Source organism: Bacillus sp. ES1-5 (assembly GCF_022487605.1).
Lineage (GTDB): Bacteria > Bacillota > Bacilli > Bacillales > Bacillaceae_G > Bacillus_A > Bacillus_A wiedmannii.
This window is the reverse complement of sequence record NZ_JAKVPU010000003.1, coordinates 266,183-285,620: the sequence shown is the minus strand read 5'-3', so window position 1 is coordinate 285,620 and position 19,438 is coordinate 266,183. Positions and strand designations below refer to the sequence as shown.

The 19,438-nt window shown below is 37.1% G+C and carries 17 protein-coding genes and 3 pseudogenes; 4 read left to right on the top strand and 16 right to left on the bottom strand.

Going from position 1 to position 19,438, the window contains the following annotated elements; translation table 11 throughout:
• The first annotated feature begins 825 nt into the window (after positions 1-825).
• The gene (locus MKO96_RS13700; protein WP_000512663.1) at positions 826-2,082 is read left to right on the top strand and encodes an ATP-binding protein; all 1,257 of its coding nucleotides are present in this window, start codon (positions 826-828) and stop codon (positions 2,080-2,082) included.
• Positions 2,083-2,481: 399 nt separating this feature from the next.
• Here the strand turns inward: MKO96_RS13700 and MKO96_RS13695 are convergent, their stop codons facing one another.
• From MKO96_RS13695 to MKO96_RS13675, 5 genes and pseudogenes are all read right to left on the bottom strand, one after another.
• Positions 2,482-3,462: an alpha/beta hydrolase gene (locus MKO96_RS13695; protein WP_000193667.1), complete on the bottom strand. Its 981-nt coding sequence runs from the start codon at positions 3,460-3,462 to the stop codon at positions 2,482-2,484.
• 180 nt (positions 3,463-3,642) lie between these two features.
• Positions 3,643-5,010 carry a sensor histidine kinase gene (locus MKO96_RS13690; RefSeq protein ID WP_000621315.1) on the bottom strand — a complete coding sequence of 456 codons (1,368 nt, stop codon included), beginning with the start codon at positions 5,008-5,010 and terminating at the stop codon, positions 3,643-3,645.
• The gene (locus MKO96_RS13685) at positions 5,007-5,681 is read right to left on the bottom strand and encodes a response regulator transcription factor (protein ID WP_001142154.1); all 675 of its coding nucleotides are present in this window, start codon (positions 5,679-5,681) and stop codon (positions 5,007-5,009) included. Before MKO96_RS13685 ends, MKO96_RS13690 begins: the two co-directional genes overlap by 4 nt.
• Positions 5,682-6,067: 386 nt before the next feature.
• Positions 6,068-6,313, bottom strand: a pseudogene (locus MKO96_RS13680) (GNAT family N-acetyltransferase); the annotation flags it as partial.
• Positions 6,314-6,460: 147 nt separating this feature from the next.
• Positions 6,461-7,348: pseudogene (locus MKO96_RS13675) on the bottom strand (LysR family transcriptional regulator).
• A 142-nt stretch (positions 7,349-7,490) separates the two neighbouring features.
• Between MKO96_RS13675 and MKO96_RS13670 the strand changes: the two are divergent.
• Positions 7,491-8,250, top strand: a pseudogene (locus MKO96_RS13670) (NAD-dependent epimerase/dehydratase family protein).
• A gap of 1,049 nt (positions 8,251-9,299) precedes the next feature.
• Here the strand turns inward: MKO96_RS13670 and MKO96_RS13665 are convergent.
• From MKO96_RS13665 to MKO96_RS13655, 3 genes are all read right to left on the bottom strand, one after another.
• On the bottom strand, positions 9,300-10,238 hold the full coding sequence (locus MKO96_RS13665; RefSeq protein WP_098209180.1) for an alpha/beta hydrolase: 939 nt from the start codon (positions 10,236-10,238) through the stop codon (positions 9,300-9,302).
• Positions 10,239-10,289: 51 nt separating this feature from the next.
• The gene (locus MKO96_RS13660) at positions 10,290-11,363 is read right to left on the bottom strand and encodes an LLM class flavin-dependent oxidoreductase (RefSeq protein ID WP_240587744.1); all 1,074 of its coding nucleotides are present in this window, start codon (positions 11,361-11,363) and stop codon (positions 10,290-10,292) included.
• 100 nt (positions 11,364-11,463) lie between these two features.
• The gene (locus MKO96_RS13655) at positions 11,464-12,723 is read right to left on the bottom strand and encodes an MFS transporter (protein WP_240587743.1); all 1,260 of its coding nucleotides are present in this window, start codon (positions 12,721-12,723) and stop codon (positions 11,464-11,466) included.
• A gap of 275 nt (positions 12,724-12,998) precedes the next feature.
• Between MKO96_RS13655 and MKO96_RS13650 the strand changes: the two genes are divergently transcribed.
• On the top strand, positions 12,999-13,580 hold the full coding sequence (locus MKO96_RS13650; RefSeq protein ID WP_000124675.1) for a TetR/AcrR family transcriptional regulator: 582 nt from the start codon (positions 12,999-13,001) through the stop codon (positions 13,578-13,580).
• Between the two features lie 75 nt (positions 13,581-13,655).
• Here MKO96_RS13650 and MKO96_RS13645 read toward each other — a convergent pair whose 3' ends face one another.
• The 4 genes from MKO96_RS13645 to MKO96_RS13630 form a co-directional block, all read right to left on the bottom strand.
• Positions 13,656-13,814 (bottom strand): hypothetical protein, encoded by a 159-nt coding sequence (locus MKO96_RS13645; protein WP_000549711.1) that lies wholly within the window; start codon positions 13,812-13,814, stop codon positions 13,656-13,658.
• 59 nt (positions 13,815-13,873) lie between these two features.
• Positions 13,874-14,506: a LysE family translocator gene (locus MKO96_RS13640; RefSeq protein WP_064057410.1), complete on the bottom strand. Its 633-nt coding sequence runs from the start codon at positions 14,504-14,506 to the stop codon at positions 13,874-13,876.
• Between the two features lie 65 nt (positions 14,507-14,571).
• Positions 14,572-14,829: a DUF3963 domain-containing protein gene (locus MKO96_RS13635; RefSeq protein ID WP_098209178.1), complete on the bottom strand. Its 258-nt coding sequence runs from the start codon at positions 14,827-14,829 to the stop codon at positions 14,572-14,574.
• Positions 14,830-14,974: 145 nt separating this feature from the next.
• On the bottom strand, positions 14,975-15,454 hold the full coding sequence (locus tag MKO96_RS13630; protein ID WP_240587742.1) for a GyrI-like domain-containing protein: 480 nt from the start codon (positions 15,452-15,454) through the stop codon (positions 14,975-14,977).
• Between the two features lie 110 nt (positions 15,455-15,564).
• Here MKO96_RS13630 and MKO96_RS13625 point away from each other — a divergent pair, with 110 nt between their 5' ends.
• Positions 15,565-16,524: a helix-turn-helix transcriptional regulator gene (locus MKO96_RS13625; protein WP_098057276.1), complete on the top strand. Its 960-nt coding sequence runs from the start codon at positions 15,565-15,567 to the stop codon at positions 16,522-16,524.
• A gap of 147 nt (positions 16,525-16,671) precedes the next feature.
• On the opposite strand, the gene MKO96_RS13620 is transcribed toward MKO96_RS13625, so the two are convergent.
• The 4 genes from MKO96_RS13620 to MKO96_RS13605 all read right to left on the bottom strand — a co-directional run bounded on the left by MKO96_RS13620 (position 16,672) and on the right by MKO96_RS13605 (position 19,076).
• A complete protein-coding gene (locus MKO96_RS13620) occupies positions 16,672-17,421 on the bottom strand; it encodes an ABC transporter permease (protein ID WP_240587741.1) in 750 nt (249 codons plus the stop codon).
• Positions 17,422-18,183 (bottom strand): ABC transporter ATP-binding protein, encoded by a 762-nt coding sequence (locus MKO96_RS13615; protein ID WP_240587740.1) that lies wholly within the window; start codon positions 18,181-18,183, stop codon positions 17,422-17,424.
• Between the two features lie 155 nt (positions 18,184-18,338).
• A complete protein-coding gene (locus MKO96_RS13610) occupies positions 18,339-18,680 on the bottom strand; it encodes a DUF1048 domain-containing protein (protein ID WP_000891990.1) in 342 nt (113 codons plus the stop codon).
• A 75-nt stretch (positions 18,681-18,755) separates the two neighbouring features.
• Positions 18,756-19,076: a PadR family transcriptional regulator gene (locus tag MKO96_RS13605; protein WP_000429486.1), complete on the bottom strand. Its 321-nt coding sequence runs from the start codon at positions 19,074-19,076 to the stop codon at positions 18,756-18,758.
• Between the last annotated feature and the right edge of the window lie 362 nt (positions 19,077-19,438).

Genomic DNA, 19,438 nt, shown 5'->3' with positions numbered 1-19,438 from the left:
ATAAGAAACTTGGTAAGATACTAGACTAACGGTAGTTGGAGTACGGAAACGATTCTTGGCATGAAGGACCACTACAAAGACATTTTAATATGTAAACAGATATTTTCAGATTGAATATATGTATTAATAATGAATTTTTATTGCATTTACACCTGCAATGTTTATATAAAAGATAGTAAATTATGTTTTTATAGGATTTTTTCTATTAGTTTACTGGAAATTTGCATTATTATGTGACAATAAATATCATTGTATTTAATATAAAATGATAAAAAAAAAGATACGTAGATAATTATTTGAATTTTAAATTAATTAATTAGTTATACTAAAATTAGTATTTAAAATATTAGTAAAAAAGTAACAACGTTATTACGAAGTTCGAATATTGGTCTAAGTACCCTAGCATCTCAATGATAACCTCTGGAATACTTTTACGTTTTTAAATAAATTAAAATAACAAAAAAATAATAATTTTTAATTTTTTCTTTGTAATTTAATAAGTTACATGTTAATATGGCGAAGGTTATAAAATGAATTTCGCCATACACAATGTTTTTTCGGAATATTCACTCCAGAGAAACGTAACTATTTCTGTAATTTGCTTCATCTTTTACCTATACAAGGGCTACTTTCAATTTTTTTATTCATAAGTAAAAGTAACTTTTTATTTCTATCTTCCTCATCGATTTTAATATAAATGGTAAAAAAGCACTTTTTCAAGTGCCCTTCCTTTTCTTTTTTAAAGATAGAAAATCTAATAAAACCAAACACCTAGATTAAACACATACATAATCCTACTTACAAACTCGCAGAGAGGCATAAACTATGGGAATTCCTACACTATTATTAAATACATTTATTATTATTATTTGTATCCTTAGTTACCAAGTATTTTGGCTAGAACATAAAGAAAAAATGGCATGTAATAATATATTAATTTCTGTACTTTCCTCCATTGCAATTATTTTTTGTATGACTTTTCCTTTTCATTTACACGCTGGGTTCATTTATGATTTACGTTTTATTCCCATTATATTAGTTTTTCTATATGGAAATACAAAGAGCATTATTTGTATTGGAGTTTTATATCTTTCTTATAGATTTTACTTAGGTGGAAGCGGAGTCTTCCCATCATTTATTATCTTTACTATTATTTCTGTTATTACAATCATGTTTCGTTACTTGTCACCTACTTATTTCAAGGAAAAGAAGATATTATTAAGTATTCTACTTATTTTGATATGTACAACTTCCCTTTCTATCTGCGGTATTGTAACACAAATAAATACAGGTGGTAAAATTGACTCTACTCTCATCGAATTTTTATTCAATTATATAATCATAAATGTTTTAACAGTATTATTATCAGTTTATTTAATAGAAGGAATGATCGAGAAATATAAAATAAAAGAAAGAATGCAAAGAGCAGAAAAATTTTATATAGCTAGCGAACTAGCTGCATCGATCGCGCATGAAATTCATAATCCACTGACCACGGTACATGGATTCACTCAATTACTAAATGAAGATGAGAGTGCTAAGATGTCTCAAGATAAGTACTTAGAAATTATGTTACTTGAAATGCAGCAAATACAATCTACTATTAATAACTATTTATCTTTAACCAAACCACAAAACATTATAAAAGAAGAACTAGATATTAATTACATATTAAATCAAGTGAAAGATAATATTTCACCACTCGCTCTTTCATATAATGTTGAAATAAAACAGCATATTACAACAGATTCCCTTTACATAAATGCTAATCCTGAAAAATTAAAAATATGTCTAACCAACATCATACAAAATGGAATTGAGGCTATGAAAAATGGTGGCGTATTACAAATAAATATACAAAAAATAAAAGATAATATTGTAATTGATATTATTGATACAGGAATAGGAATGTCTTCCCAACAAATAAAACGTATTGCCTTGCCATTTTATTCAACAAAAGAAAAAGGTACTGGGCTTGGTACTATGATTGCGTACAGTATTATTAAAGAATTAAACGGAGATATAGAGATAGAAAGTGAACTAGGAAAAGGAACACACTTTTCTATCACTATCCCCTGCTAATATAGTAGAAGATTTATTTAAATGATATTATTTTGTAGCTAATATAACCATATAAAAAGAAGACGTAACTATTCGTCCTCTTTTTATATGGTTCTGGTGCAAAAATGTTAGTTAGAAACATAGAGTAGCAATTTCCTTTTCATTTCTATTTTATGAAGCTAAGCCAAACAATTTATGAATAAATTCTTTCTCGCTTTGTACAGATTTGTCCGGTAAAACAAGTGGTTCTGGTGCAAAAATAAAATACATATGAAAATGAAACCCAATGGCTTTCAGGCGAAAGTATAATCTTGGTTTGGAAATATACAACTGTTTGGACATAAAAAAGACCATCGAAATGATGGTCTTGCAGACTGTAGACAAATGCATAAAATAACGAATGAACCTTTCTCTGAACACTTACTTTACTTCTTTCATAAATAGTCTAACGTTTTCAGCGATTTCTTTGAATTTGGTATGGTGTAAATAATGTGATCCATCCATGGTTACTACTTTTCCATGCAACGAGTCTTTGATCTGCCCTTCATGCAGAGGTATCCATCCTGCTACATCTTCATTATTCGCTTGTACAAAGAGAAGAAGTGGAAGATATTTAGGGAAGATTAAACCTTGAGCCCCTTTAAAATTAGACGAAATGTGGTCCATCTCATTCAAGGTTGTGTCATTATACATGTTTTTATTCGAAATCATTTTCATTTGCTCTACGGTTTTTTCATCAAATGCCAGTCCAGCATAGGGGTCAGCACTGATTTTCATAGCCAATCTTAAGAGGCCTGATTTTTTGAGATATGCAAACGTTTTTAATGGGAAATTGATATCCATACCCGGTTGTGTTGCAACACTGCTATCGATTCCGACAAATGCAGTCACCTCGTTTGGATATTTGTTCACATAATCAATTCCATAAATACCTGTAATGGAGTGGCCCATGAGCATGTATTTGTTAATATTAAGCTGCTGTAGAGCTTCATGAACTTCACTTACCATATTCTCCGTGGTTCGCTCTTTTACAGTTTCATCACTTAATCCATAACCGAAAGGCTCTACCGCAACAACTTTGTAAAATGGAGATAATTCATCGATAAGAAGCTTAAAATCAAGCCCTGGAGTAGCTGTTCCATAACCAGGCAGGAGCACGATCGTTTCCTCGCCCTCGCCTTGAATTAACACATTCATGTTTTTCCCGTCTACAGATACGTGCTGCCCGTAGGGCACTATTCGTTTTTGCTCCGAATGACTACTCATCACATTTACGATATAAACAATACCTAAAAAAAGTACAATGGCTAGAACGATTGCTCCTATGATTTTAAGTAAGATGTTTCGCACTTTCTTTATTTTCATTCCACTCAGCCTTTTCTTTTCCTCTTGTTGTGTCACTGTCATCTTCTCCTGTCCTGATCTGTTTGCCTTCCTTCATGTGCCTGTAATGAAAACTTAACCAATGAAGATGTACTCACCATGACGACAATATGAACTGAATATGAACTGCAAAAAAAATGCTACGATTCATATGCAAGTAAGCTTGCATATGAATCGTAGCATAGAGAATGAATCTAACTAATCTGTTGGTGTAGTGATTGGCAAGGTGACAATGAAGGTCGTTCCTTGACCAAGTTCACTTTTCACTCGGATGTCACCTTGATGAAGCGACACGATTTGTTTAACGATAGCGAGTCCCATACCACTTCCGTCATACTTACGACTGTGGGAACGATCGGCCTTAAAAAAACGCTCGAATATACGCTTCTGGTCGTCAAGGTGAATACCAATACCAGTGTCGGATATTAGGATTGTCACGTTTTTGATATCTTGTTTGATGCTTACGTTAATCACGCCGGCATCCTCGGAAAATTTGATGCTATTTCTGAGGATATTCGTCCATACCTGATTTAACAGATCATGATCAGCCGTTACTTTAACTGTCTGTAAATCAAGCTCGAAATGTATATCGCGAGCAGACCATTGTGGCTGGAGCGCCACAATTATCCGTCGGATTTGTTCATCGAGGCTGAGCGTGACGAGCCGCAGTTGCTTTGACTGCGATTCAAGAAAACTCAGCTTTAGCAGGTTATCGCTCATTTTGGACATCCTTTTCGCTTCAGCGATGATAATATCAAGATAACGGCTTCGTTCGTATTCTGAGAGGTCAACTTGCTTAAGCACTAGAGCATAACCGGATATCGAAGTGAGCGGAGACTGAACCTCGTGCGACACGTTCGTTACGAATTCCCTGCGCATCTGCTCAAGTTGCTGCAGATCGTGCATCATTTCTTCGAAGCTGCGAGCCAAAGTACCCAGCTCACTCGTTTGCTTAATATTCAACTTGACGTTGAAATCTCCAGATGCTATCCGCCTGGTCGCTTTTGTCAGCTTTTTTATCGGTCTTACCAGGAATACAGAGGCAACTAGAATCAATAAGCTTCCTGCAATCAACGAACATGTTGCAAAGACCAATGCCCACTTTGTGACAAAAGAGGCTGAAGGAGGGGCGAGCGCTTCCAAAAATATCGCTTTCGTTCCCATCTCCGTTTTCAACGGCAACCCTAAGAGGACCGTGGCAATACCATTAGGAGTGTCCTGAACAACACCTCCATCTAATACTTTCTTTAGTTGCTCCATCGTCACAGGCGCAGGTTTGTGTCCGTGAAGTTTACCGTAAGACTTGAACTGACCCGTTGCTTCGTAAATTCGAATATAATAAGAATCGAGCTGCTTCATTTCACTTACGAACAAGTCCGCTTCACGTAACGGAAAGGTCTTGTAAATCCGGACGATGTCTTGGCCAAAGTTACGTGAGTTGATTTGAGCGTTTTCGTTCAATTTATCTTCGAATATCCAAGTTGACACAAAAAAAGAAATGGTCGTGCCCCCGATGATGGAGACTAAAAATGTCAGGACAACACGTATATATAAGGATCTGATCATTCATAAACCTCAAGCCGATACCCAAGCCCGCGCACCGTTTCGATCCGAAAATCGGGTGTTGTCGCGAACCGTTCACGCAGCCGTTTAATATGTACGTCTACCGTTCGATCATCTCCGGCGTAATCGATACCCCAAATCTGATCGATCAACTGCACGCGCGTATAGACTTGTCCGGGTGTTCCAGCGAGCTTATACAGCAATTCGAACTCCTTTAGCGGCAACGTAAGCGACTCCGTCCCTTTCATCACCTTATAGGTCTGTCGATCAAGGATGACGTTCCCTAAATGAATCGTCTGCGTGGAGCCAATCTTGTATCGTTTGAGTAGTGCCCTAACACGAACCGTCAACTCTAACGGATCGAATGGTTTGGTTAAATAATCGTCCGTCCCAAGTTCGAAACCTTTCACTTTCTCCCATGTTTCTCCTCTCGCAGTCAGCATAAGTAAAGGTAGATCAGGATTGGCTCTTCGGAGCTCCTTACTTAACGTCCAACCATCCATAATCGGCATCATAATGTCAAGTACGACAAGATCGACATTCGTTGAGATGTAGACGGCCAGTGCTTCCTTGCCATCCGCTGCTTCAGCTGTTGCGAATCCGTCGTTGCGTAGAAATAAACAGACGAGTTCGCGAATGTTCGCATCGTCGTCAGCAACTAGTATAGTAGGCATCGGTTCCCTCTTTTCCCTGTTTTCCACCGCATTATTTCAAGCAATCATTATACTATAAATTAACACGTATGTTGATTAGCCAAAGTAATACAGTTTCTTGATTTATCGACCTGTAGAATTCAAGTGTTTCTTTCAAACTAATTTGCCACTCAATTGACAAGGCTTCACAAAGAAACAGGCGTGTGAAACCTGCAAATGACAAGCATTTATTTTGTCTTTTGGCCTTGTGCACGAAGAAATTTCAGCAAAGCATAGGCAATTATAGCTGTGAATAACTGATTGAACAACGCATTGGATGTTGTGCCAAACAATACGGAAACGTTCAAATTCAGCTAAATCCAGCGGAAAAATGATTCAATTGCCCAGCGCTATTTGTACATGGCGGCGATTCCTTCGGACAGATAGATTGGTAGAACACATATTCCCCAAACTACTCCAGTAATTACAGCATCTAAAATAACACGTCCCATATCCACTAATTATTTTTCATCAAATGCGTAAATGGCGTATCAATTTTGATTGCACATTCGTTCCAAATCATTACTTGTTAATTTAAGTGAATTCCACCATAAAGATTCATATAGGTTTAGTAATTAGTCAAAGTTATTAGGGTGTTCCGTCGTGTAATTTATATATTACTATATAATTACCTCTTGATTTTTTTATATTATAGTTCTACATTAACACATAATATATAACTTTTTCTCATTGCTTCTTGAACTAATCTGCTCCGTTCAAGAAGAACCCTATCAGTTTAAATAACTCAGATTTCGGAAAAATTAAATCAATTCAAATGATACCCACCTTTTAGTAATCTCAGAAAATTTCTTAGTCGCGAATGAGGTTGGTTTTCTTATAGCTAATCCAATAGTTCGATAGCTATCACTTTCAAGTGGAATGGCTGCAAAAGAAATTTTTGATGTCGGTATAATCATTTCTGGCAATATACTAATTCCTAGATTATTCTCCACCATGGAGATCACTGAGTATTCATTCATATTTTCGAATCGAATATTGGGGCTAACTTTATTCTCCCTAAATATTTTTTGAATATCACCATAACACTGATATGTTGGCATAATAAAAGGTATATTTTCTATTTGTTGCATTGATACTTGGTTTTCCTTACATAATGGGGATTGGTTAGATACAACACATAAAAGTCGATCCCTCTTCAATTGTACGATTTCAAAGGATTTTTCAAATGATTCAAAGTAAGTATCATTATTAATAAATCCACAATCTAATCTCCCGTTTTGTAACCAATTCTCAACTTCAGCATAGTTTCCTTCCAGTAATTCGATTTCAATATTTGGAAACTTTTCCTCCATTTTTTTAAGAATACCAGGAATCTAATTTTTAGAAATACTCGAAAAAACCCCCACTCTTACTGTTCCTTTTTGGAACCCATTGATAGCGGCTACTTCCTGCTTCATCATGTTGTTATAGTATAAAATTTTCCGAACGGTAATTAAAAGCTCCTCTGCATTTTTGGTCAATGTTAAAGTAGAGTGATTACGAATAAATAAAGGAAAGGAAAACTCTTTTTCCAAACTGCTAATTGCATGACTTACAGCAGATTGGGTGAAACCTAACACTTCTGCAGCTTTTGTAAAACTATTGAGTTCTGCCACTTTGTTAAATATTTCATATTTTGTTAAAGTCACTATGGTCCTCCTCATGAATTTTATTCATGTCTCCATTATATTTCTTCGTTTTATTTAATGCCATTACCAACATACAATAAGTGCATGCTCTATTATATGACCTTTGACAAGGGATGTATTTTTTATGGAAGGATGAAGTGAAATGCAAAAAATTTTAAGTTACAGGTGCTGCAGGTAAGATTGGCCAAGACGTTACAAGGTTCCTAGATAAGCAAGGGAATTACCAGTTACGGCTAGCAGATATTAACTTATCTGCTTTAGAAACTTTTAAAGATATAAATCATGAAATCATATATTTAGATGTTTCTGATTTAGCTGCTTGTCAAGAATTTACGAAAGGTATAGATATAGTTATACACTTGGCAGGTAATCCTTCGCCAAATGCTGATTTTTATGGCTCCTTATTAGAAAATCATATAAAGGGAACCTATAATATTTTTAGAGCTGCTAATGATAATAATGTATCCAAAGTAATTGTTGCTTCCAGTGCTCAAACAATTGAAAGCTATCCTTTGGATTATCAACCACATGCTTATTCACCCACGAGACCTAAAAATATGTACGGGGTAAGTAAGTGTTTTGCAGAGGCTGTTGCTTCTTATTTTGCTTATGAAGAAGGGTTACAAAGTCTTGCTATTCGTATAGGTGCATATGATGATTATAATCCATATGGTAAACCACTAACAGCTAGAGATATGAGTGCATACTTAAGCCCAGAAGATTTTATGGACCTTCTCTTAAAGTCGATGACGGCAAAGAACTTACCTCCATTTTCAATTTTACATGGTGTATCTAACAACAGGTTTAAACGAATTGATATTGAAGGAACAAGAAAGTTAGTTGGTTATAGCCCAAGTTCTGATGCTTTTGTACTAAGTGGTATTAAGTTCTTTGATTCTTGATAAAGGCATATCTAGAAAAGAGATTATATTATTGTTATTTAGCTTTTATTTGTTCTATTTTCAATAGATACAGTTTATACAATCGCAATATTAAAATCCCCTTAGATAAGGCACACTATTCTTCTGTCTCATTTGTGGAACAACTCTATTGTCACCACTAGTTCCACAGATGTTCTTTTCCTTTTCAGCATAATGGGGTAGCACCATCAAAATGCGAATTTCGTACGCTAAGCAAAATTTCATAAGAACAAGCCGATTTCCGGTACTCTAAGAGAATAATTAGCTTTTTACTGTTAAGTTGTTTGTAGTGATTTTAGGGAGTCTAATGATGCAATTTCTTTTATACTAAATCGGTATTTTCCTAGAATATTAATGTGTTCCCATTCTAATGGAGAAATATATTTCAATAATTCTTCATTAAGACGGGAATTAAATAACTCAACTTTCGCACCTATAAAATAAGCAGGGAGATTTAGCTATATTGAATTTAGAGTCTATCAATTGTGTACTGTACAACTTGAGTAAAATGAAAAACACCTCGATCCTTGGTATAGTGAGATTACCTAGAAATCACTACCACAGAAGAGGTGCCTTAACTACGATAGCTCAAAACAACCATTATCATCAACTACCAAAAGAACTTAATTCTATTTTTTCCGAGCTTGAAATGAAGATCCAGCTAAGGATGCAGTCTATCGCTTCTTATAAACGGTGCCAATGTTCAATTGGCGCCCTTTCCTGCTGCTGTTTAGTATGAATGCGATTAAAAAAGTAACTCGACTTATGAAAAAAAACGCTCCAAAGTGTTGATTGTGCTTATCATCGTAACTGCAGTAAAAAAGTTGAATTGCTAGCACACTATTTTGAAACCTTGGTTAACTATTCCACCTTTGAAATATTTCCTGTTTTTAATCAATGAGTAAGGGGCAAAATTTAAAGTATATGGTGGCACTATTTGTACTTCTTTCTGTAATCTCTACTCATCGAATAAATTTAGAGCTATCACTCATGCCTTCAGTTGAACACCCCGATGAATGAACTAAGATAAGTTATGGATGAAGCGCCCGTGCCATCGCATCAAAATAATTCTGACTGGCACGCTGACTCACTTCGGCTTCAGGCACAAGTACTTCAAAGCAATGGAAGCAGCCGGGGTAGAGATGAAATTCAACATCTACTCCTGCTTGTGCAAGTCGTGTTACATATTCAATAATTTCATCTCGGAATAAATCGAGTTGACCTACACATGTATAAGTTGGCGGTAGTCCTGCTAAGTTGTCTGCTCTCGAAGGTACGGCATAGGGAGATGGTTCGTTAGTATCGTTCTTCTTTCCCAAGTACATATTCCAAGCCGTTAAATTGTTTGATCTATTCCATGTTGCATTGTCTTCTATAATCTCATAGCTTGATGGTGTTATGTTGTGGCTATCAAGCATCGGATACAGCGGCATCTGAAAAATAATAGATGGACCTCCTTTATCACGAGTCATTAATGCAAGCGCTGCTGTTAGTCCACCGCCTCCACTTGCACCGGCAATCGCAACTCGATTCACATCAATTCCAAGCGAGTCTGCCTCATTTGTCATCCAAACCAAGCCTGCATAACAATCTTCAATAGCCGCTGGATAAGGATGTTCGGGCGCAAGTCGATAATCGACAGACACAACAACGCATTCAGCAGTCTGAACAAAGCGTTCACACAAAACATCGTCCATATCAGGGTGGCCCATTACGTATCCACCACCGTGAATCCACAGCATAGCTGGAAGTTTATCAAGATTCTTCTCAACGGGTTCGTAAATTTTAACTAACATCTCGCCGGCTGCGCCAGGAATCATTCGCTTGGTCATGTGTACAAGCTCTGATTTTTCCAAATGTGGATTCGACAAGAGACTTCGACTCGCCTCTAAATCCCCCTCTAATTGAAAGCCTGGAAATTGTGAGAAAGCCTGTTTTAATTCTGGTAATACTCGACTGTCAATTTTCATATAAATTCCTCCAGTTAAATAATGAGACTTGATGCAATCCTTATGGAATAATTAACGGAATAGATGTGTCTCCTGTTCTCCTTCAGCTTCCCATTTGGCAATTTCCTCTCTTACACGAGGGGCAACTTCTGTTCCAAGCAATTCTATGGCACGCATGACTTGATCATGTGGCATGGTACTTAATGGTACATACATCATAAAGCGTGTAATCCCTACATGCTTACGAAGATGGATGATTTTTTCGGCGACTGTATCTGGATCACCGACATACAATGCCCCTTCAAAACTTCGTGCAGCATCAAAGCTGGAACGATCATAATAAGGCCAACCCCGCTCTTTACCAAGTTTATTCATGCCTGCCTGAGTGGACGGGAAAAATGTATCTGCTGCCAATTCCGTATTCTCTCCAACAAATCCAATCGAATGAGATCCCACCTGAAGTTTTGATACATCATGACCAGCGTGAGCCGCCGCTTTCTTATATAGCTGTACAATTCGTGCAAAGTGCATTGGGCTACCACCAATAATCGCCAGCATAAGTGGTAATCCCAGAAAACCGGCACGGATAGCAGACTCCTGATTTCCACCGCTACCAACCCATATCGGTAAAGGATTTTGAACAGGTCTTGGATACACACCTAAATTATTGATTGCTGGTCGATGTCCGCCTTCCCAAGTCACTTTTTCGGACTGACGTATTTTGAGAAGTAGGTCCAAATGTTCTTCAAACAGTTCATCATAGTCCTTCAATTCATAACCAAACAGTGGAAAAGATTCGATAAAGGAACCACGCCCCGCCATAATCTCTGCACGTCCATTTGAAATGCCATCCAGTGTGGAGAAATCCTGAAAAACACGCACAGGATCAGCTGAAGAAAGCACGGTTACTGCACTCGCAAGCCGTATCTTTTTCGTTTGTGGTGCCGCCGCTGATAGAACCATCGCTGGAGAGGATGCTGCATAATCCTCCCTATGGTGCTCACCAACACCAAACACATCAAGTCCTACTTGATCAGCAAGAACGATTTCTTCAACAACCTCACGCAATCGCTGTGCGTGACTTATCACTTCACCACTATGAACATCTGGTTTCGTTTCTACAAAAGACGTAATACCTATTTCCATTTGTCATCTCTCCTAGTCTAATTAGATTTTAAGTCAAAAAAATTAATCATTTCCTTTATGGAAGTAACATGTTTCTCATATTGGCTAACACACGTTTATTTCATAAAATCTTAACTCGTCTGGTCATAGCCCAAAAAAGAAGAGCGAAAGCACTGACAGAGGACCCGAGTAAGGAAACCCCTCCCCAACCAAAGTGTGCGTATATTTGAGTCGAAGCAATTGAACCACCAGCACTGCCGATAGAATAAAAAACCATATATCCAGCAGTAAGTCGACTCCGTGCTTCTGTATGCAATGGAAGAATCATGGTTTGATTCGTGACATGTATTGCTTGTACGGCCAAATCAAGTAGAATTATCCCTATCACTAATGCGATTAATGACTGCTCCATATAGCTGATGAACAACCATGAAATCAATAATAGAGCTAAAGCAATGCCTGTCGTTCGTTGTCCGTAACCTTGATCGGCCAATTTCCCTGCCCGTGCCGCAGCTAAGGCTCCAGCCACACCTACAAGACCGAATGCACCAATTGCACTATGAGATAGAGCAATTGGCGGTGTACTAAGTGGCAGTACTAGTGAAGTCCACAAAATGCTGAAATCAGCAAAAATCAGCATGGCTAGAACGGAGCGAACGCGTAACGTTCGTTCTTGAATAAACAAAGCAAGCATCGATCTAATCAACTGAGGGTAGGATAGCGATTTTACCTCGCGTTCAACATTGGGCAACATCTTTATAAACATAAAAACCATCAAAAGCATGAGCGCTGCAGAAAATAGATATACAGAACGCCATCCCGTAACATCTGTTAATATACCAGCAAAAGTGCGTGCGAGAAGTATGCCAATAACTATCCCACTTGTTACAATGCCAACGACACGTCCTCTTTCTGTAGGGGAGGCGATGGTCGCTGCAAACGCCACGAGAGTCTGTGTCACAACTGCAAGCAGACCCACCAAAGCCATACCTGCGAAAAGTACCATGCTAGAGGAAGCAGTACCAACTATAACCAGAGCTGTTGTAGATAATAGCATCTGGCCGACAATTAGACGTCGCTGGTTTAACAAATCTCCAAGCGGTACGAGTAGTAGTAAGCCCAATCCATAAAAAATTTGTGTAATGGTAATAACAACACCAATAATGGAATGGTTAATACTAAACTCATAAGATAGTTGATCAAGCAACGGCTGTGCAAAATAAATATTGGCAACAGACATTCCACAGGCAGTCGCAAACAATAATACCAAAGCGTGAGACATGGATGGCTGTTGATTCAAACTAGGTTTTGTTATGGAAGATTTATGACTTATCTTAGTGTAGAATGGCTCATCTTCTATATTTGTCTCTGTATTGCACATACCTTAACCTCCAATCACATTAGATTTTTAATAATAACATACCGTTCAGTACGATATGTTATTGGTAAATATAACTTAGCCTTATTCATGATGTCAACGATTTTTTTGCACTAAAGTTAATATTGCATTAAATGAATGGAGCTTGATTTGACAGGAAGAATGGCTAATTATATAATAATTACATACTGTTTGGTAATAAAAACAACAATTGTAATTACCTACACAACTATCCTAAAACAATTAATAAAATCAAAGTTTGAGGAGGAGAATTCTTAATGGCAAGAACCCGTGAATTTGATGAGGATCAAGTTTTAGATGCAGCAATGCAGTTATTTTGGGAGAAGGGATATGAGGCTACCTCATTAAGTGATCTTACTTCTAGAATGGGCATTCAACGCCCTAGTATTTATTCGACTTTTGGAGATAAGAAAGAATTGTTTGAAGCCGCACTTCGCAGGTATACAATGTCTCGGGCCTCTGATATACGAAATAGACTTCAAAGTCACTCCTCTGTAAAAGAGGCATTTTCTATTTTCTTTGCCGATGTCGTCAATGAAGAATACGCAGGGGATCTTAGTAAAGGTTGTTTTTGTATCAATACAATGGTTGAATTAGCACCTCATGATGAGAGATTTGAAATTTTGACCAGAGAACATCAAATGTACCTCGCCGTCATTTTTCAGGAGACGATCGAACGAGGTATCCAATCAGGTGAGCTGGAAGTCAACACAGATGCAAAGTCTTTGGCACAGGCACTGATTGTAGCGTTAATCGGTCTAACGGTTATGATGAAATCTCGTCCCCAACGTTCATTTGTCGACAATGTAATAGCAGCGACGCTCACATTACTTAAGTGATATGAAAGTACGAAAACTATACCTTAAACATCTGGACTTTAATATCTAATTAAAAAAATGCAAACAAAACGACCTTTAATCAGTCGTTTTGTTTGCATTTCCTTTTTCTAAAACCACAGAAAAGATAAGTACTATAGTTAACAGCATAATAAACCTTACTTCACTTCCATCACTTACAAAAAATGAATACAAAGTATAAATTAAAATTAATATTCCATAAATAACTTTGTGCAATGAACTCCCCCCTTTTCATCCTACCCCTAAAATAAAAAATTTTAATTTTTTAGATAACATTACTGTCGACGTTCAAAAGCAAGACGTATAGCAAGACCCGTTAAGACACTTGCCATAAGCCAACGTTGCACTCGTAACCACGTTGGGCGTGCGCCAAACCATGTAGCAATTTTACTTGCTGTAAACACAATTAGAAGGTTGACTATAAAACTAACAGTGATTTGCGTAAGGCCTAAAATTGCACCTTGTAGAAGCAACGATCCCTTTTCAGGATTTTCAAATTGAGGTAAAAGTGACACATACAAAATAGCAATCTTTGGATTTAGAAGATTAGTCATAAGTCCCATCAGAAATAATTTTCGTGGTGGCTCATTAGACATAGTACGAGGTTCCATAATAGATGTAGCACCAGGTTTTATCGAATTCCAGGCGAGCCAAAGCAAGTAAGCAGCACCTGCCCACTTGACTGCTTCGTAGACAGCGGGTACTGCAAGGAATAAAACTGTAAGTCCGAACATTGTTGCGATTATATAAATTACAAATCCGAGCATAATGCCCAAGAGAGAAATAAATCCTGCCATACGCCCTTGCGTAATGGAACGAGAAATGAGATAAATCATATTAGGCCCTGGTGAACAAACCATGCTAAGCGAAACAATTGCAAAAGCTAACAAAGTACTAAAGCTAACCATAACCCTTCCCCCTTTATGTTACATAAAATTTCCTATTGTACATTTTATCATGATTAAGGAGAGATTTAAAAATAACCTATCCATAGCGATACTAAAGCAACTACTAACAAAGCAAAACAAATTGTGATATTTCGAACCCACTTTTGTATATCATCAAAATACCTTTCTATAAATATAGCGTTAATATAAACGATAAGAAATAGAACAACGAAAGTAAAGGAACCCAATTTATCGTTAAATTTTTCATTGGTATATGTGCTTACATGAAGGAATAGAAAAACAAACGCTACTATAAATAGCTCAAATATCCTTTTTTTATTCACCCTGCCACCCCTTACAAAAATTACCTTTTATTCCATTTTACCAGAACATAATGTGTAGCAGCTTATGAATAATTTATTTATGTCAAAAAGGCTAACAATTTAATATTGTTAGCCTCTACTTTCCATATTCGTACCTTTTATCACTTTACTTCCTAACAACTGGAATCCACATTTCACCAAATACTAAGCCGTCTCTCTTTCCCATCTTAACCGTTGTATTCGGCCCACCAACATAAGCAAAATCCGTTGCTTCTCGTAAAGCTTGACCGAAGGCGATGCCAGTAAGCTTATTACTTAGCTCTTCAGCCGTTTTGTCTTCCCCTTTCACTACTAAGTATTCTCCCTTCGGAAACTGAATCACTCTAGATTCTTCTTCTATTTGTACTTCTGTCATGACACCAGCATAATACATCATCTTATTATTCACCGCTTCGCTCACAGAAAAAATATATTCATTTGTAGCCAAAGCTTTTAAAGTAGCCAGCCTTCCATCTTGTTTAACAGCCGCCCAAAAGTCTTCTTTTTCTTTATTTATTCCAACAAAGTCTGTATAGTCACTCTTAATTTCAGTTCCAATTCCTAACACAATAAAGCTATCTTTTTCTTCAATCGTATAATTTTTCATATTCAAAACCTTCCTTTTTTTAAAATGAATCAAATGATTTATCTTTTCATCTGATGAGTTTATAATATCTTTAAATCATGTCAAAAATTGATACTGTTTAGGAGACTCCAATGAAAAAAGTTGAACGGATTAATACAATTATGCGGTATATCAACAATCGCTCCCACTTTACAATTACTGAAATCATACGAGAGTTTAACATATCACGATCGACAGCTATTAGAGACATTAGAGAAATTGAAGCTATGGGCATGCCACTTGTCGCTGAAGTTGGAAGAACTGGTGGATATTTTGTCATGCACAATTCTATCCTGCCCGTTGTTCGCTTTACTGATAATGAAGTCAAAGCTCTTTTTATTGCCTTTATGGCTACAAGAAATCAACAACTTCCCTATCTAAAGAGTCGCCAATCTTTAGCCGAAAAACTACTAGGACTCATCTCAGAAACCCAGCAAGATGACCTCGTTCTTTTAAATCAACTCTTGCTTTTTGAAGGGACTAACCCACATAATCCCGATCTACTTGAGCTTTCTGACCTACCCCACCCTATGTTAGAAAAACTCATCCAAAGCCTTCTTTTGGATAGACATTTATTGATTACTGTCAAAGAAGAAGAAATCAAGTCTTATCCAATATATCTATTACACCTTTATCAAGAAAAAAGCCATTGGATCATTGAAGGGTTTGACTTAATAGAAGAACAGAAGATGATGTTTCCTGTCGATGACCTCATCAATATCAAACCGTACACGACGAAAAAAATGCTAAACAAGAAAAAGATTTTAGAAAAATTAAGTAAGAAAGACGAAATGATCAATCTTGTACTTGAATTTGGTCCGAAAGCAATTTTTCAGTTCAAAAAATACCACCCTTTCAAAGTTTCAATATCTTATACAAATCCTTACCAATCCACAGCCATTTTAAAAACTTTTATCGATGTTAACAATCCCGATGAAGTGACAGAGATAACAAATTGGCTACTTTTCCTAGGGAAAGATATTATAATTAGAGAAATGCCTGAAGAAGTATTAAACGATTTACAAGAGCGGTTATGTTTATATTCTCCATAAGCAATGATCAATTAAACCCAAAAATATTGAGTTTAATTCGTTACCAGTTGTCCATATTTTTTACCATGAGAGCACAATAAATAATAAAAGCACGGAAAACCTCCCGTGCTTTTTCAAATATATATAATTTCGGATGACTTAATTCACTTACCCTAACTGACGTTTAAATGCTTTGCTAGCGAAAAAGTAAGAGATGATCATGATACCTACGCACCAAGCGAGTGCAGCCCAAATATCGTTGCCAACAGTCCCTTCATATAATAGGGCGCGAATCGCATTCACGATTGAAGTTACAGGCTGATTCTCAGCGAACGCACGAACAATTTTAGGCATCGTTTCAGTAGGTACGAAGGCTGAGCTAATAAATGGAAGAAAAATTAGCGGGTACGAGTAAGCTGTCGCCCCTTCCATAGACTTCGCTTTCAGCCCTGGAATGATAGCTAGCCATGTTAGCGCTAACGTAAACATACCCAGTATTCCCGCTACCGCAAGCCAATCTAGCATATTTGCACTAGAACGAAAGCCCATTAAGAGCGCGACAAGAATAACCACCACGATAGTAAGTACATTAGCAACAAGAGAAGTTAAAACGTGAGCCCACAATATCGATGAGCGCTTAATAGGCATCGTAATGAAACGTGCCATCAGCCCACTCTTTACATCCGTAAATAATCGTACAGAAGTGTAAGCCACACCGGATGCGATAGCCATTAACAAAATTCCCGGCAATAAATAATTAACGTAGTTATCCGTTCCAGTCTTTATAGCCCCGCCAAATACGTAAACAAACAATAACATCATCATAATCGGTGTAATTGCTACTGTAATAATTGTATCCGGACTACGCATAATATTACGCATTAAACGCCCTAGTAATACCCCTGTTTTGTTTTTCATTTACATCTCCTCCTTTTTACCGATAATCGCAAGAAAAATTTCTTCCAACGTCGGCTGCTTCTCGATATACTCTACTTTTGCTGGCGGGAACATCTCTTTCAGTTCTGTAAGAGTACCTGTCGTAATGATTTTTCCGCCATGCAAAATAGCGATACGGTCCGCCAGTTGTTCTGCTTCCTCCAAGTACTGAGTCGTGAGCAAGATCGTTGTGCCGCTGCCGGCAAGTTCCTTGACAGTATCCCACACTTCGATCCGCGCTTCCGGATCAAGTCCAGTCGTTGGTTCGTCTAGAAAAATAACTGCTGGCGCCCCGATCAAACTCATCGCGATATCAAGTCGGCGCTTCATCCCGCCTGAATACTGGTCTGCCCTCTGGTTGGCCGCATCAGTCAGGCTAAATCTTGCAAGTAGATTATCAGCAACTTGAGTGGGATTGGAAACACCACGTAACTTAGCAATCATTATCAAGTTTTCCCTTCCAGTAAGCATGCCGTCTAAAGCTGCGAACTGTCCTGTCAAACTGATGCTTTGACGAACATGATCTGATTGACGCTGAATATCAAATCCGCAAATACTTACTTCACCATCATCTTGTTTCATTAGCGTTGAAAGGATGTTGACCGTTGTCGTCTTTCCCGCTCCATTCGATCCTAGCAGCGCAAAAATTTCGCCACGCTGCACATCAAAATCCACTCCCTTTAAGACTTCTTTATCTTTAAAAGATTTTTTTAACCCTTTTATAGAAATCGCTGCATTGCTCATACTTTTTCCCCCTTATTAAAATAGGTTACCTATAACCTCTATTTAGTATCACTGATAATCTGTATTACTTAGTACTGGTTTAAAAATATAACTGAATAGCGATGGCGGCAATTCACATTTGTAACCAGCTAATCAGTCGGTATTACGTATTGCATTTATTTTTTTCTCAATTTCTTCATAATACTTTCATTCAAATCTTCACGATACTTAGAGACATACGTTTTAGCGTTTGCCACTAGTTCATCAGCAAAGGATGCTACGTCTTCCCCAGTAATGTCAAGCACTTGTCTGCCTTCCGCTGCACCAGCTTCAAACAAATCGATTAATTCATACTGTATGTGCAGCATATCCATCCCATTACCCGCTGAGAAATTCCACATGTAGTTTTGAATTTTCTTAAACACAAACTGATAATCCTCTGGCAGTGCTCCAACACGTGCCATCATCATTTTGTACTCTTTTTTATCACCGATTAATTTTTTAAACATTTCCAACATCTTATTTTCCTCCTTTTTTATAAAGCAGAACAAAAAACTCTGCAAATATGAGCCGGAACATTTTATATTATGAGGCTAGTTTGACTTCAAGACGTTAATTTTTGAAGATACAAAATCCCATTTTTTCCAAAACAGTTCAAGCTCCTGACGACCATCCTCATTTAATGAATAAAACTTACGAGGCGGCCCCATATCTGATGGCTTCTTTTCAATATTTACAAGCTTTTTCTTTTCTAATCGTACGAGGATAGTATAAACCGTCCCTTCCACAACTTCGGTAAACCCTAGATCATTCAGGTGGCGGGTAATCTCATAGCCATACGTTTCACGGCGACTAATGATTTCCAGCACACACCCTTCCAGTGAACCTTTTAGCATTTCAGTTAAATTTTCCATGTCCTGATCCTCCTTTACCCCCTATTCTGTCTGACTTATATTCAGTATCACAGAGTACTAAGGCGAATTTTTACTGAATAGCTTTTGAGTAAAACCACACTATTCAGTATTACTTATTACAACTACATTGTATGACTAAGTAGCTATAGATGTCAACTGATTTTCAAATTTTTTCTAAAATCCGCTATTACCTCTTGTTTACTGAAAACATTTTGAAAACAACACTACTCAGTATCACCTATTACCTCTACATTGTATGACTGAGTAGTTGTAAATGTCAACACGATTTTTATATTTTTCTAAAATCAACTATTACCTATCAGTTACAGCCCATTTTCTTTTTAAAGAAATTTCGCCACATA